The 14,107-nt window shown below is 69.2% G+C and carries 13 protein-coding genes; 1 reads left to right on the top strand and 12 read right to left on the bottom strand.

Annotation, left to right across the window (positions count from 1 at the left end; genetic code table 11):
• Positions 1-42: 42 nt before the first annotated feature.
• The 6 genes from AB0C96_RS28360 to AB0C96_RS28385 all read right to left on the bottom strand — a co-directional run bounded on the left by AB0C96_RS28360 (position 43) and on the right by AB0C96_RS28385 (position 6,345).
• The gene (locus AB0C96_RS28360) at positions 43-993 is read right to left on the bottom strand and encodes a WYL domain-containing protein (RefSeq protein ID WP_362921095.1); all 951 of its coding nucleotides are present in this window, start codon (positions 991-993) and stop codon (positions 43-45) included.
• Between the two features lie 21 nt (positions 994-1,014).
• Complete coding sequence (locus tag AB0C96_RS28365) at positions 1,015-2,007, bottom strand: WYL domain-containing protein (RefSeq protein ID WP_362921096.1); 993 nt, start codon at positions 2,005-2,007, stop codon at positions 1,015-1,017.
• A gap of 138 nt (positions 2,008-2,145) precedes the next feature.
• Complete coding sequence (locus tag AB0C96_RS28370) at positions 2,146-2,520, bottom strand: FKBP-type peptidyl-prolyl cis-trans isomerase (RefSeq protein WP_362921098.1); 375 nt, start codon at positions 2,518-2,520, stop codon at positions 2,146-2,148.
• Positions 2,521-2,588: 68 nt separating this feature from the next.
• Positions 2,589-3,578, bottom strand: coding sequence for an FKBP-type peptidyl-prolyl cis-trans isomerase (locus tag AB0C96_RS28375; protein WP_362921099.1), 990 nt, complete (start codon positions 3,576-3,578; stop codon positions 2,589-2,591).
• Positions 3,579-3,714: 136 nt separating this feature from the next.
• Positions 3,715-5,076 (bottom strand): Pup--protein ligase, encoded by a 1,362-nt coding sequence (gene pafA, locus AB0C96_RS28380; RefSeq protein ID WP_362921100.1) that lies wholly within the window; start codon positions 5,074-5,076, stop codon positions 3,715-3,717.
• A 9-nt stretch (positions 5,077-5,085) separates the two neighbouring features.
• Positions 5,086-6,345, bottom strand: coding sequence for an MFS transporter (locus AB0C96_RS28385; RefSeq protein ID WP_362921102.1), 1,260 nt, complete (start codon positions 6,343-6,345; stop codon positions 5,086-5,088).
• A gap of 121 nt (positions 6,346-6,466) precedes the next feature.
• On the opposite strand from AB0C96_RS28385, the gene AB0C96_RS28390 reads away from it, so the two are divergent.
• Positions 6,467-7,543: a LacI family DNA-binding transcriptional regulator gene (locus AB0C96_RS28390; protein WP_362921104.1), complete on the top strand. Its 1,077-nt coding sequence runs from the start codon at positions 6,467-6,469 to the stop codon at positions 7,541-7,543.
• Positions 7,544-7,587: 44 nt separating this feature from the next.
• On the opposite strand, the gene prcA is transcribed toward AB0C96_RS28390, so the two are convergent.
• The 6 genes from prcA to arc all read right to left on the bottom strand — a co-directional run bounded on the left by prcA (position 7,588) and on the right by arc (position 13,912).
• Positions 7,588-8,484 (bottom strand): proteasome subunit alpha, encoded by an 897-nt coding sequence (prcA, locus tag AB0C96_RS28395; RefSeq protein WP_362921106.1) that lies wholly within the window; start codon positions 8,482-8,484, stop codon positions 7,588-7,590.
• Between the two features lie 63 nt (positions 8,485-8,547).
• The gene (prcB, locus tag AB0C96_RS28400) at positions 8,548-9,393 is read right to left on the bottom strand and encodes a proteasome subunit beta (protein WP_362921107.1); all 846 of its coding nucleotides are present in this window, start codon (positions 9,391-9,393) and stop codon (positions 8,548-8,550) included.
• A complete protein-coding gene (locus AB0C96_RS28405; protein ID WP_362921108.1) occupies positions 9,345-9,947 on the bottom strand; it encodes an endonuclease VII domain-containing protein in 603 nt (200 codons plus the stop codon). The genes prcB and AB0C96_RS28405 overlap by 49 nt, the downstream gene beginning before the upstream one ends.
• Positions 9,948-9,952: 5 nt before the next feature.
• Positions 9,953-10,171 carry a ubiquitin-like protein Pup gene (locus tag AB0C96_RS28410; protein WP_362921110.1) on the bottom strand — a complete coding sequence of 73 codons (219 nt, stop codon included), beginning with the start codon at positions 10,169-10,171 and terminating at the stop codon, positions 9,953-9,955.
• A 188-nt stretch (positions 10,172-10,359) separates the two neighbouring features.
• Positions 10,360-11,871 carry a depupylase/deamidase Dop gene (gene dop, locus AB0C96_RS28415; RefSeq protein ID WP_362921111.1) on the bottom strand — a complete coding sequence of 504 codons (1,512 nt, stop codon included), beginning with the start codon at positions 11,869-11,871 and terminating at the stop codon, positions 10,360-10,362.
• Positions 11,872-12,145: 274 nt separating this feature from the next.
• Entirely contained in the window at positions 12,146-13,912 is a 1,767-nt protein-coding gene (arc, locus tag AB0C96_RS28420) for a proteasome ATPase (protein WP_362921112.1), read from the bottom strand.
• Positions 13,913-14,107 lie beyond the last annotated feature (195 nt).

The raw sequence follows: 14,107 nt of genomic DNA on the forward strand, positions 1-14,107 counted from the left end.
CTTCTCGCTGCGCCCCGCGCCCCGCCCGATCGCCCGCGGCGCTCACGCGCCGTACGCCGCGAGCGCCTGCTCCGCCGCGCGCCGCGCACTGTCCGCGAGCGCCTGCGGCGCCACGATCCGGCCGTCCCGGCCCAGCCGCAGCGCCAGCCGCCGCAGCGAGGCCGGATCGGGCGTGCGCAGGGTGATGCGCAACCCGCCGTCGGGGAGCTCCTCGGCGCTGTCGTGGGGGTAGTACTCGGCGACCCAGCGGCCGCCCGGACCGACCTCGATCAACACCTCGGGGTCCTCGGCGGCCGGCTGCACCAGGCCCTCCGACAGGTCCCGCAGCTCGATCGGCGGCGGGTCGGCGGGCGCTTCCAGCAGTTTGATCTCGGCGACCCGGTCGAGCCGGAAGGTGCGCCGGGCCTCCGAGAGGCGGCACCAGGCCTCCATGTAGGTGTGCCCGACGGCGAACAGCCGGATCGGGTCCACCTCTCGCTCGGTCAGCTCGTCGCGGGCCGGGGAGTAGTAGCGCAGCCACAGCCGCCGCCGCTCGGCGATCGCCCGGTCGACGTCGGCGAAGACGCCGCCCTCCGACTCGAAGGTCACCGAGAGCCGGGAGCTGGCGCCGGCCGCCTCACCGGCCGCCGCCTCCAGCTTGGCGGTGGCCCGCAGCAGCGCCTGCCGGTCGCCCTCGCGGAGCCCGGGCAGGGTCGCCACCGCGCGGGCCGCGACCAGCAGGGCGGTCGCCTCGTCGGCGGCCAGCCGGAGCGGTTCGGCGACGTCGTCGGGGTTGTGCCACCAGATCCGGTCGCCGTCGGTGTCGATGTCCAGCAGGTCGCCGCCGCGGAAGCTGGTACCGCACATCGGCAGGACGTCGAGGTCGGCGATCAGCTCGTCCTCGGTGATGCCGAAGGCGCGGGCGACGTCGCCCACCCGGGCACCGGGGCGCTCCCGCAGATACGTCACCAGCGACAGCATCCGGCGGGTCTGGTCGATCGCGTTGGTAGCCATGGAGTCCGCTTCCCGTCCCTCTCAGCCCTTGGCCACGGCGCGCAGCCGGTCGATGACATCGGCCCGCAGCTCGGCGGGTTCCAGTACCACCACGTCGGGCCCGAACTCCACCAGCCAGGCGTCGAGTCCGTGGCCGTAGGGGATCTCCAGCTCGTCCCAGCCGTCGCCCAGGTCGTCGACGGAGAGCGCACGGGCCCGCAGCGGATAGCCGTGCTCGGCGCGGAGCCTGATCCGGGCGGTGCCGGTGGCGGTCTCCCCGGCCCAGCTCTCGACCGTTTCGCGGACGGTGACGTGATCGGGCACCGGCGCGGTGAACTTCCCTTGCCGGGAACGGACCTTGCCGGTGATCCGGGAGAGCCGGAAGACCCGCTCCGCCTTGCGGTCGCGGTCGAAGCCGGCGACGTACCAGTGCCCGCGCCAGCACTCCAGGATCCAGGGTTCGACCTGCCGCTGCTCGGGGTGCGCGGCGGTCGACTTGCGGTAGTCGAAGACGACCGGACGGCGGTCGCGGCAGGCCAGCATCAGCGGCTCGAAGGCGGCCTCATGGGTGGGGATACGGGGTTCCAGGGCGCTGTGCGGCTGGCCCGTGTCGTACTCCTCGCCGTCCGCGGCCAGCGGCATCCCGGCCGCCCGCAGCTTCTGGAGCGCGCCACTGGCGGCGCCGGCCAGCCGGGCCTGCTGCCAGACCTTGGCGGCCAGCCCGAGGGCGGCGGCCTCCTCGGCGTCCAGGGTGATGGGGGGCAGGCGGTTGCTGTCCCGGCGGGCGAGGTAGCCGATGTCGCCCTCGATGCCCTCGACGGTCTCGATGACCAGGCCGAGCTCGCGCAGGTCGTCCTTGTCCCGCTCGAACATGCGGTTGAAGGAGTCCTCGCTGTGCGCCGCACCGCTCCCCGACCCGAAGGCCTCGACGTACGCCTCGATGGACCCCCTGAGTTCGCGCTTGGTCAGCGGGCGTCGCGTCCCCAGCAGGCACAGCGCCAGGTTCATCAGCCGCTCGGCCTTGGCAATGGCCATCGACGCCCTTTCTCGTTGAACTCCCGACCGTTGACCGTACCGCTCGGGGTGCGTGCGGCAAAAGCCGAGGCCCGTGCCAGGGGTGGCACGGGCCTCGGAGGGAGCCCACCGGTCGCCGTCCGCGACCGGCAGCGGTCCTCAGACGGCGACCAGGTCGCAGACGAAGATCAGCGTCTCGTTCGGGGCGATCCGACCGCCGCCCGCGCCGCGCTCGCCGTACGCCAGGTGCGGCGGAATGGTCAGCCGGCGACGGCCGCCGACCTTCATGCCCTGCACACCCTGGTCCCAGCCGGCGATGACCTGGCCGGCGCCCAGCTGGAACTCGAGCGGCTTGCCGCGGTTCCAGCTCGCGTCGAACTCCTCGCCGGTGCTGAAGGACACGCCGACGTAGTGGACGGAGACCATGTCCCCGGCCTTGGCGACCGGCCCGTCGCCCTCCGTCAGGTCCACGATCTCCAGCTCGGTGGGAGCCGGGCCCTCAGGAAAGTCGATCTCGGGCTTGTCGATGTTCACGAATGCGCTCCTACTTGCGAATCTTTACGATTACCGGGCCAGTCTTGCAGATCTTGGCGTGGCCTCCGTCAGACCGTGCCGACGATGTCGACCGAGAAGACCAGGGTGTTCTTCGCCAGCTCGTTCTGCGGGTCCGCGCCGTAACCCAGCTTCGGCGGGATCACGATCTCCACCCGGTCACCCACGTGCTTGCCGACCAGCGCCTTGTCCCAGCCCTGGACGACCTGCCCGGTGCCGATCTGGAACGCGGTCGCACCACCGTGGTCCCAGGACGAGTCGAACTTCTTGCCGTTCTCCCACTTCACACCGGTGTACTGGGCGATCAGCCCCTGCCCGGCCTTCACCTCGGGACCCTTCCCCTTGATCAGGACCTGCACCTTGAGGTCCTCGGGAGCCTTCTCGCCCTTGGGGATGGTGATGGTCGCGGCCTTGTCGCCCTCGGCCTTCACCTCCGGCATCCCGCTCTCCGGCGCCGCCTGCGTGCCCTCGGCCTTCGCCTTCTTGTCGACCTTCTCCGCACCGACCACGTCGACAACCCACACCAGGCCGTCCCCCGGCTTGACGCCGGACTGCGGGTTCAGGCCCTCGCCGATCAGCGCCTTCGCGGTGCCCTCGACCTCGAACCGGCTGCCGACCTTCTGCCCGGCCACCGCGGCCATCACCTTCTGCGGCAGCATCCGCTGCGCCGCCTGGTCGCTGACCTCGCTGACGACCTGGGTGCGCGCGGCCCCCGGCTTGGCACCGGGCTGCGGCGTCCAGGTGCTGCCCAGGTTGTCGCCCTTCATCGTCCGCGCCGAGAAGTCCAGCCGGACCACATCGCCCTTCTTGACGACCGCGCCGTCGCCCTTGATGAGGGTCTTGGTGACGGCCGTGTCGGACGGCTTGGCGCCCTTCGGTACCGTGATCTTGGGCTCCGCGCCCGCCTTGCCCTCGACCTTGACGACGGCTTCGCCGGACGAGCCCTTGCCGTCGTCGGACCCGCAGGCGGCGGTGAACAGCAGGAGGGGCACAGTCAGCGCTGCCGCGGCGGCGCGACGGGTGTTTTTCATGAGGTTCATCAGTCCAACTCGGGCTCGTGGGGTGTGGGCAGTGTCCGTCACTCTACGACCTGTCCCTATGGGCCCTCCCCGGCACAACACAGCAATGTGCCGGGAGCCACGCGCGCTCCCGGCACACCTCCGCATTCCCCGCGGGTCACATCCCGGCGATCAGCTTCTCCACCCGGTCGTCCACCGAACGGAACGGGTCCTTGCACAGGACCGTGCGCTGCGCCTGGTCATTGAGCTTGAGGTGCACCCAGTCGACCGTGAAATCACGGCGCTGCTCCTGGGCCCGGCGAATGAAGTCGCCGCGCAGCCGCGCCCGAGTCGTCTGCGGCGGCACCGATTTGCCCTCGAAGATCTTCAAGTCGTTGCAGATCCGCGCCGCTTGCCCCCTCCGCTCCAGGAGGTAGTAGAGCCCCCGACGGCGGTGGATGTCGTGGTACGCGAGGTCTATCTGCGCCACCCGCGGGTGGGACATGGTGATGTTGTTCTTGGCGCGGTAGCGCTCGATGAGCTGGTGTTTCATCACCCAGTCGATCTCGGTCGAGATGCGGTCGAGATCCTCGTCCCGGATCGCCTCCAGCGTTCGGCCCCACAGTTCCAGGACCCGCTCGACGGTGCCGGTGCGGATTCCGCGGCGGTCGCAGAAGTCCACGGCCTTTTCGTAGTACTCCTGCTGGACTTCGAGCGCGGACGCCTCCCGCCCGCTGGCCAGCCGCACCTTGCGCTGTCCCGTGATGTCGTGGCTGACCTCACGGATGGCCCGGATCGGATTCTCCAGCGTCAGATCGCGCATGACCGTACCGGCCTCGATCATCCGCAGTACCAGGTCCGTCGCGCCGACCTTGAGCATCATCGTCGTCTCGGACATGTTGGAGTCACCGACGATGACGTGCAGTCGTCGGTACCGCTCGGCGTCCGCATGCGGCTCGTCCCGGGTGTTGATGATCGGGCGGGAGCGGGTGGTCGCCGAGGAGACGCCCTCCCAGATGTGCTCCGCGCGCTGGCTCACGCAGTAGACGGCGCCTCTTGGAGTCTGTAGCACCTTGCCCGCACCGCACAGCAGCTGGCGGGTGACGAGGAACGGAATGAGGATGTCCGCGAGCCGGGAGAACTCACCGTGCCGGGCAACGAGGTAATTCTCGTGGCATCCGTAGGAGTTTCCCGCCGAATCGGTGTTGTTCTTGAAGAGATAGACGTCGCCCGCGATTCCCTCCTCATGCAGGCGGCGCTCGGCGTCGACGAGCAGGCCTTCGAGAATGCGCTCACCGGCCTTGTCGTGGGTGACCAACTCGGTCACGTTGTCGCACTCGGGAGTTGCATATTCCGGGTGCGAACCCACGTCCAAGTACAGGCGGGCGCCGTTCCGCAGGAACACATTGCTGCTGCGGCCCCATGACACGACACGGCGGAAGAGGTACCGCGCCACTTCGTCAGGCGACAGTCGGCGCTGTCCCCTGAACGTGCACGTGACGCCGTACTCGTTCTCCAGCCCGAAAATGCGGCGGTCCATGACTGAACATTACGCCTGATGGCCTGCTCTGAAACCGGGTTCGACGGCCCCGTTTCGATCATTTTCCGCCGGGCCCGCATCCACCGTGGGTCGGACCGGTTCGCCAAGAAATCGCTTCGTCGACAAAAAGACGGACAGCGCGACAAGGCCACCCGCACCGGCCACCGCGAAACCCGCCGCCGCCCCACCGCGCTCCACCATCGCCCCCGCCACCGACGTACCCACCGCCGATCCGACACCGAACGTCGTCACCAGCCACGAAAACGCCTCCGTCACCGTGCCCTTGGGCGCATGCCGGTCCACCACCACGAACGCACAGGCCAGCGCCGGCGCCAGGAACACCCCCGCCACCCCGGCCAGCACCGTCATCACCGCCACACCGGGCACCAGCGCCAGCGGCAGGTACCCCAGCGCCAGCAGCCCGACCAGCAGCCGCAACCGCCCCTCCGGCGACCCCGGCCACTCCCGCGCACCGTAGACGACACCGCCGACCAGCGCACCGACGCCGAGCGCGGACAACAGACAGCTGGACACCATCCCACCGCCGTGCTCGTCGGCGTACGCCACCGCCGCGACCGCTATCGACCCCAGCGCCAGCCCCACGAAGAAGAACGCGCCGATCAGCACCAGCATCCCGGCCGACCGCAGGGCCCCCAGCCAGTGCGCCTCGCGCGGCCCGCTGCGCCACCGCCGGGACGGCTCCGAGACGACGACGGAGAGCGCGCCGAGCACCCCGATGCCGTTGATCACCAGCAGCGCCGCCCCCTCCGACCAGGCCGCCACGCACAGCGTCACCAGCAACGGCCCGACCGCGAACATGACTTCCTGTGCGACCGCATCCAGCGCATACGCGGCGTGCACCCGCTCCGGACGCCTCAGCACCCCCGGCCACAGCGCCCGCAGCCCGCCCTCCAGAGGCGGGGTGAAGAAACCGGCGATCGCCATGGCCGCGAAGGCCGGCCACCGCCCCTCCGGGCCGACCACGACCAGCAGTGCCATCCCGAGAGCCGAGAGCACCGACGCGGGCAGCATCACCCGCGGCTGCCCGTGTACGTCCACGGCCCGGCCGAGCAGCGGCTGGCCGACCGCGTTGCAGACGGCGTAGACCGCGGTGAGCGCACCGGCCAGCGCGTAGCCGCCGCCCTCGGCCCGTACGAACAGGACCACCGCCAGCGCCGCCGTGGCGTTCGGCAGCCGTCCGACCAGCGTCCCCGTCAGCAGCCGCAGCGCGTACCGGGTCCTGAGCAGCTCCGCATATCCCGCGGCCATCGGTGCCCCTTCCCGCCCGGGCCGACGCCGGACGTGTTACGTATAACCTCGCCGTTATACGTATCATGGCGGCACCCCACGGTCCACCCCGCAGCGGCCGAACGCGAGGAGCGCACCCCCGGTGACCCACGACCAGGACACCCCGTCCACCCACCGTCCGGCCGCCACCCGCGCCACCAGCCGGGACGTGGCCCGCGCCGCCGGCGTCTCGCAGGCCACCGTCTCCCTCGTCCTCGGCGACAAATGGCGCGGCCGGGTCTCCCCCGGCACGGCCGACACCGTGCGCGCCGCCGCCCGTGATCTCGGCTACCGCCCCAACCTCGCCGCCCGCAGCCTCCGCATGGGCCACACCCGCACCGTGCTGCTCGTCGTCCCGGCCCTGACCACCGAGTTCTTCGCACGCGTCTACACCGGCGCGGCCCGGGTCGCCGCCGACCACGGCTTCGGCGTCGTCCTCTACCCCTCCCCCCAGGGCATCGGCCCCGCCCGCGACCCCTTCGACTCCGCCGCGGCGACCCTCGACGGCGTGCTCGCCTCCTCGATGGCCGCCGAGGCCCTCACCGCGCTGCGCGCGGCGGACCTCCCCCTCGTCATGCTCGACAGCGACCCCGACGACGAGCGCGCCACCGCCACCGTCAACCTCGACATCGCCGACGGCGCACGGCAGTTGACCCACCATCTGACCGCCCTCGGCCACCGCCGTATCACCCACCTCGCGGCCGACGTGCGGTCCTGGACCTTCGACGTCCGCTCCCGCGCCGTCGCCGCATCCCTCGCCCAGGTCCCCGGCACCCGGCTGCACCGGCAGCCCACCGCCCTCGGCGTCGACGCCGGACTACGGGCCGCACACGCCGCCCTCACCGGCCCCGGCCCCCGCCCCACCGCCCTGCTCTGCGACGACGACATCATCGCCGCCGGCGCCTGCAAGGCCGTCCGCCGCCTCGGCCTGCGCGTCCCCGACGACATCTCCGTCACCGGCTTCGACGACCTCGCCCTCGCGGTCGCCGTCGAACCCGAACTGACGACCGTACGGCTGCCCGCCGAGGAGTTCGGCGAAGCGGGCATGCGGGCCCTGATGGCGGCCCTCGACGGTCGCCCCGCCCAGCCCCCCACCCTCCCGGTGCAGTTGGTCACCCGCGGCTCCACCGCGCCGCCGCCGGCCACCCCCGACAACGCCGCGCGCCCCGGCGGTCGGTGACCACCGGGGCGCGCACACCGGGCAGCCGGCCCGGCAACGGTCGATCAGAGCAGCGGCTCCCCTTCGGGACCGTCCGCAGCGGTGCCGCCCTTGCCCTCCGAGCCCTTGGCGCCCGTGTCGCCGGACTCCTCGGCATCCTTGGCGCCCTTGGCTCCCTTGCTGCCCTTGACGGCCTTGGCACCGGCCTCGTCGGCGGCACCCGCGTCCTCACCCGCCGCCGGCTGCTCGGCTCCCGCCCCTTCGCCCTCCTCCAGCAGACGGGACAGCTGACGGCCCAGGATCCGCTTGAACTTGCGCTGCTGCGGCCGCGTACGGTCCAGCGTCGCCACCTCCAGCTGCTCGGCGGTCAGCCTGCGCTCACCGCCGTTGGTGTCCCGCGACAGCGACTCCACGGCCAGCTTCAGCGCCTCCGACAACGTCATCCCGTCCCGGTGACGCTGATCGAGATAGCTGCTGATCTGGTCCGCATTGCCGCCCACCGCCACCGAACCGTGCTCGTCGACGATCGAGCCGTCGTGCGGCAGCCGGTAGATCTGGTCCTCCTCCGGCGCACTGCCGACCTCGGCGACGATCAGCTCGACCTCGTACGGCTTCTCGGCGGCACTGGAGAAGATCGTGCCGAGCGTCTGGGCGTAGACGTTCGCCAGGCCGCGCGCGGTCACGTCCTCGCGGTCGTAGGTGTACCCCCGCAGATCCGCGTAGCGCACACCACCGATCCGCAGGTTCTCGAACTCGTTGTACTTACCGACCGCGGCGAAGGCGATCCGGTCATAGATCTCGCTGACCTTGTGCAGGGCACGGGAGGGATTCTCGGCGACGAAGACCACGCCGTCGGTGTACTGGAGCACCACGACGCTGCGGCCACGCGCGATGCCCTTGCGGGCGTACTCGGCGCGATCGGCCATGGCCTGCTGGGGTGAGACATAGAACGGCGTCGACACCGGCTATCCGTCCCTTCCTGTCAAAAGCTCTCTCACTGGCGGCATTGCGGAACGTCCGTCCCGTCAGAGCAGCGCGGCCCGCGGGCCGTCCGGCTGGTCGAGGCGGCGCTCATGGATGGCCCTGGCAATCTCCGAAACCTCGTCGTCGGAGAGCCTCTTGAAGCCCTCTTCGGTGATCACCGTGACGATCGGGTAGATCCGCCGCGCCAGGTCCGGCCCACCGGTCGCCGAGTCGTCGTCAGCCGCGTCGTACAGCGCCTGGACCACGGCCGTGGCGGCCTGGTGCTCCGTGAAGTCCTCCTGGAAGAGCTTCTTCAGCGCGCTGCGCGCGAACACCGAGCCGGAGCCCGTCGCCGTGAAGCCGTGCTCCTCCGAGCGCCCGCCGGTCACGTCGTACGAGAAGATCCGGCCCTTCTCGCGGTCGAGGTCGTAGCCGGCGAACAGCGGCACCACGGCCAGGCCCTGCATGGCCATCCCGAGGTTGCTGCGGATCATCGTCGACAGGCGGTTCGCCTTGCCCTCCAAGGAGAGTTGGGCGCCCTCGACCTTCTCGAAGTGCTCCAGCTCCAGCTGGAAGAGCTTGACCATCTCGACGGCGAGACCGGCGGTGCCGGCAATGCCGACCGCGCTGTACTCGTCGGCCGGGAAGACCTTCTCGATGTCGCGCTGCGCGATGACGTTGCCCATCGTCGCCCGCCGGTCACCGGCGAGCACCACGCCGCCGGGGAACGTCGCGGCCACGATCGTCGTGCCATGCGGCGCCTCGATGGCACCCTGCACTGGCGGCAACGGACGGTTGCCCGGCAGCAGACCGGGCGCGTGCGCGCCGAGAAAGTCCATGAACGAGGAGGATCCGGGCGTCAGGAAGGCGGCAGGTAGACGCCCGGTGCTTCGAGTATTGGCTTCCACACTTTTCCTTCCAGATATTCGATGGCTCTGCGCAACGCATCACGGCCGTCTTTCAAGTGGCCGAGTGCGGTGTTGCAGTTGAAGCACAGTACGCCTCGGACCTTACCCGTCTTGTGATCGTGATCCACATGCTCCGGGGGCACCTTGAGGCAGATCGGGCAGAGTCCGTACTGCTTGCTGAGCGGTTCCTCGCGCTCGGCCTCGGTCAAGCCGTACGCGCGCTTGAGGTGGCCCGCCCGGCTCTCGACGGCCCGGCACGCCTTGCAGCGCGTCGACAGTCCATCCGAAGCGGTTGCGTTGCGGTGCCACTCGCTATGCGGCTTGACGTCTCCGCACCTACGACACTGTTTGTACCCAGCTGGGGCGTCCGCCCTTTCACGGACCGTCTTGCCCAAAGCCGCCTGGCGGCGCCGGTAGCGCGCGGCACTGTACTGTGCCACGCACCCCCGGCAACGCACTTGGAGACCATCACGCCGGTTCTTGTCTGCGGCGAACGAGGTGAGCGGTAGCTGCTGCTTGCACCCGGTGCACCACTTACCGAGCGAGTCCGGCATGTCTGCTATTGCCCGCCTTTTTGCACAAATGAGCGCACGAAATCCTCCGCGTTCTCTTCGAGCACATCATCGATTTCGTCGAGCACAGAGTCCACGTCGTCCGACAACTTCTCCTGGCGTTCCTTGAGGTCCTCGGAGACCTGCGCGTCCTGCGCCTGCTCCTCGACCTCCTCGGTGGAACGCGTGGCCTTCGCCTGTCCGCCGCCGCTGTCCTTGGTCGCCATACCCTCACCCCGCTCGGTTCGCCCCGCTCGATGTGACTTTCAAGATCCGACCCTACAAGCAGGGTCCGACATCGGCCCTGCACTTGCTGCAACGCCCGGGAGTCACCTCGATGATTCCCGCACCGCGGCGATTTCAGCCGTGGATCAGCGATGGATCGCCGCGAATTCTGTCGTGCACCTGTCGTGGTTCAGCGGCCGGACAACGTTCTCACCAGCTCTTCTGCGGTCCGGCAGCGGTCCAGCAGCTCCTTGACGTGCTTCCGGGTCCCGCGCAGCGGCTCCAGGGTCGGGACGCGTTGCAGGGAGTCCCGGCCGGGCAGGTCGAAGATGACCGAATCCCATGAGGCGGCCGCGACATCGTCCGCGTACTGCTCCAGGCAGCGACCGCGGAAGTACGCCCTGGTGTCCTCTGGAGGCCGCTGCTGGGCCCGCTGGACCTCGGGCTCGTCCAGGAGGCGCTTCATCCTGCCGCGGGCCGCCAGACGGTTGTACAGGCCCTTCTCGGGACGTACGTCGGCGTACTGGAGGTCGATGAGGTGCAGCCGGGCGGCGTCCCAGTCCAGACCGTCGCGGCGGCGGTAGCCCTCCATCAGCTCGCGCTTGGCGACCCAGTCCAGCTCGCCGGACAGGCTCATCGGGTCGTTCTCCAGCCGGCCGAGCACGTCCTCCCACCTGGTGAGGACGTCCTTGGTCTGGTCGTCCGCATCCGCTCCGTAGCGGTCCTCGACGTACTTGCGGGCCAGCTCGAAGTACTCCATCTGGAGCTGTACGGCGGTGAGGGTACGGCCGCTGCGGAGCGTGATCAGGTGTTGCAGGGTGGGGTCGTGCGACACCTGGTGCAGGGTGCGGACGGGCTGGTCGACGGCGAGGTCGACGGCGATGAAGCCGTCCTCGATCATGGACAGGACGAGCGCGGTGGTACCGAGCTTGAGGTAGGTGGAGATCTCGGAGAGGTTGGCGTCGCCGATGATCACGTGGAGCCGGCGGTACTTCTCCGCGTCCGCGTGCGGTTCGTCGCGGGTGTTGATGATGGGCCGTTTGAGGGTCGTCTCCAGGCCGACCTCCACCTCGAAGTAGTCGGCGCGCTGGGTGAGCTGGAAGCCGTGCTCGTGGCCGTCCTGGCCGATGCCGACCCGGCCGGCGCCGGTGACGACCTGCCGGGAGACGAAGAACGGGGTCAGGTGCCGCACGATGTCCGAGAACGGGGTCTCCCGCTTCATCAGGTAGTTCTCGTGCGTGCCGTAGGAGGCGCCCTTGTTGTCGGTGTTGTTCTTGTAGAGGTGGATGGGCTGGGCGCCGGGGACCTGGGCGGCCCGCTCGGCGGCCTCGGCCATGATCCGCTCGCCGGCCTTGTCCCAGAGGACGGCGTCGCGCGGGTTGGTGACCTCGGGGGCGCTGTACTCGGGGTGCGCGTGGTCGACGTAGAGCCGGGCGCCGTTGGTGAGGATCACGTTGGCCAGACCGATGTCCTCGTCGGTGAGCTGGCTGGCGTCCGCGTTCTCACGTGCGAGGTCGAAGCCGCGGGCGTCCCGCAGCGGGTTCTCCTCCTCGAAGTCCCAGCGGGCACGGCGTGCCCGGTGCATCGCGGCCGCGTAGGCGTTGACGACCTGGGATGAGGTGAGCATGGCATTGGCGTTCGGGTGGCCGGGGACGGAGATCCCGTACTCCGTCTCGATGCCCATTACTCGCCGTACGGTCATGCGGCCCTCCTTGCCCGGCGGCGCCCCCTGATGGGGTCGGCGCTCACATACCGCGGTGCCTGCGTTCCGGGTGCGTGCCCCGCGCCCGCACTGCGTGACGCAGCGGTACCGAAGAGCCTAGAACGCCTTCGTGACCCTGGGGAGATCATTACAGTCATTGCTCCAGTCCGGTTTTCCCTGGTCCCTCGCCCATAACGAGCGCTTTTTCGGTGCTTCCGGAAAAGCGTCCGGCTGCGGACGCCCCGTGCAGGACATCCGCAGCCGGAGAGCGGTGTTACAGGTATTGGCCGGTATTCGCCACGGTGTCGATGGAGCGGCCGGTGTCTGCGCCCTGTTTTCCGGTGACCAGGGTGCGGATGTAGACGATCCGCTCGCCCTTCTTTCCGGAGATCCGGGCCCAGTCGTCCGGGTTGGTGGTGTTGGGCAGGTCCTCGTTCTCCTTGAACTCGTCCACGCACGCCTGGAGGAGGTGGGAGACCCGAAGGCCCTTCTGGTTGTGTTCGAGGAAGGCCTTGATGGCCATCTTCTTTGCGCGTCCTACGATATTTTCGATCATCGCACCGGAGTTGAAGTCCTTGAAGTAGAGGACTTCCTTGTCACCATTGGCGTAGGTGACCTCCAGGAAGCGATTCTCCTCGGATTCCGCGTACATCTGCTCGACGACGGACTGAATCATTCCGCTGACTGCGGCCTTGCGCGAGTTGCCGTGCTCGGCGAGGTCGTCGGAGTGCAGCGGGAGCTTCTCCGTGAGGTACTTCGAGAAGATGTCCTTGGCGGCCTCCGCGTCCGGACGCTCGATCTTGATCTTCACGTCGAGGCGGCCGGGGCGCAGGATCGCCGGGTCGATCATGTCCTCGCGGTTGGAGGCGCCGATGACGATCACGTTCTCGAGGCCTTCGACGCCGTCGATCTCGGAGAGCAGCTGGGGGACGATGGTGTTCTCCACGTCCGAGCTGACGCCGGATCCCCGGGTGCGGAAGAGGGAGTCCATCTCGTCGAAGAAGACGATGACGGGGGTGCCCTCGCTGGCCTTCTCCCTGGCGCGCTGGAAGACCAGCCGGATGTGCCGTTCCGTCTCGCCGACGTACTTGTTGAGCAGCTCGGGACCCTTGATGTTGAGGAAGAAGCTCTTCCCCGCGGGCTGCCCGGTCACCTCGGCGACCTTCTTGGCAAGGGAGTTGGCGACCGCCTTGGCGATGAGCGTCTTGCCGCAGCCGGGCGGGCCGTAGAGCAAGACACCCTTGGGCGGGCGGAGTTCGTGCTCCTTGAAGAGGTCGGGGTAGAGGTACGGGAGCTCGACTGCGTCCCGGATCAGCTCGATCTGGCTGCCCAGACCGCCGATCTTGGTGTAGTCGATGTCCGGGACCTCTTCGAGGACGAGTTCCTCGACCTCGCTCTTCGGGATGACTTCGTAGACGTAGCCGGAGCGGGATTCGAGCAGCAGGGCATCGCCGGGGCGGATGGTGGTGTCCAGCAGCGGCTCGGCGAGCCTCACCACCCGCTCCTCGTCGGTGTGCCCGATGACCAGGGCGCGCTCGCCGTCCTCAAGGATCTCCTTGAGGGTGACGATGTCGCCGGCCCGCTCGAACTCCATGGCCTCGACCACGTTGAGCGCCTCGTTGAGCATGACCTCTTGGCCGCGCAGGAGGTCCTCGGTCTCCACGCTCGGGCTGACATTGACCCGGAGTTTTCTGCCCCCGGTGAAAATGTCGACCGTGCCGTCCTCGTTCGCCTCCAGGAAGACGCCGAAGCCGGCGGGCGGCTGTGCGAGCCGGTCGACCTCTTCCTTGAGGGCGACGATCTGGTCGCGGGCCTCGCGGAGAGTGTTCGCGAGACGCTCGTTCTGCGCCGAGACGCCGGCCAGGTTGGTCTGCAGCTCGACGATCCGCTCTTCGAGAATCCTCGTGTGACGCGGAGAGTCGGCGAGCTTGCGTCGCAGGACGGCGATCTCCTGCTCAAGATAGGCAACCTGGCCGGCTGGATCTTCAGACCCTCGCCCCGGCCGGATGCCGCGGTTGATGTCGTCGTCGTGGGCTGCCACGGTCCTCACCTCCTCCAAGGAGCTGGACGCTTCCTGACCCTACCTGGGCCGGTGCAGGTTGAAACCCCTAGATCGAAAGACTGTCGGGGTGTGTCCGATCTTCACCCGTGCGCACGTCCTCACGCCAAGGGAATACCCACCCAACAACATCGGAAAGCGAGCGGTTGTATCGTCGAGTCGGTCAACACCCGTCAG

Source organism: Streptomyces sp. NPDC048506, from assembly GCF_040651315.1.
Classification (GTDB): domain Bacteria; phylum Actinomycetota; class Actinomycetes; order Streptomycetales; family Streptomycetaceae; genus Streptomyces.

Excerpts from the sequence above, each read along its gene's own strand:
- AB0C96_RS28360 (WP_362921095.1), bottom strand. The coding sequence starts at position 993 with ATGGCTACCAACGCGATCGACCAGACCCGCCGGATGCTGTCGCTGGTG.
- AB0C96_RS28365 (WP_362921096.1), bottom strand. The coding sequence starts at position 2,007 with ATGGCCATTGCCAAGGCCGAGCGGCTGATGAACCTGGCGCTGTGCCTG.
- AB0C96_RS28375 (WP_362921099.1), bottom strand. The coding sequence starts at position 3,578 with ATGAACCTCATGAAAAACACCCGTCGCGCCGCCGCGGCAGCGCTGACT.
- pafA (WP_362921100.1), bottom strand. The coding sequence starts at position 5,076 with ATGGACCGCCGCATTTTCGGGCTGGAGAACGAGTACGGCGTCACGTGC.
- AB0C96_RS28385 (WP_362921102.1), bottom strand. The coding sequence starts at position 6,345 with ATGGCCGCGGGATATGCGGAGCTGCTCAGGACCCGGTACGCGCTGCGG.
- AB0C96_RS28405 (WP_362921108.1), bottom strand. The coding sequence starts at position 9,947 with ATGCCGGACTCGCTCGGTAAGTGGTGCACCGGGTGCAAGCAGCAGCTA.
- AB0C96_RS28410 (WP_362921110.1), bottom strand. The coding sequence starts at position 10,171 with ATGGCGACCAAGGACAGCGGCGGCGGACAGGCGAAGGCCACGCGTTCC.
- dop (WP_362921111.1), bottom strand. The coding sequence starts at position 11,871 with ATGACCGTACGGCGAGTAATGGGCATCGAGACGGAGTACGGGATCTCC.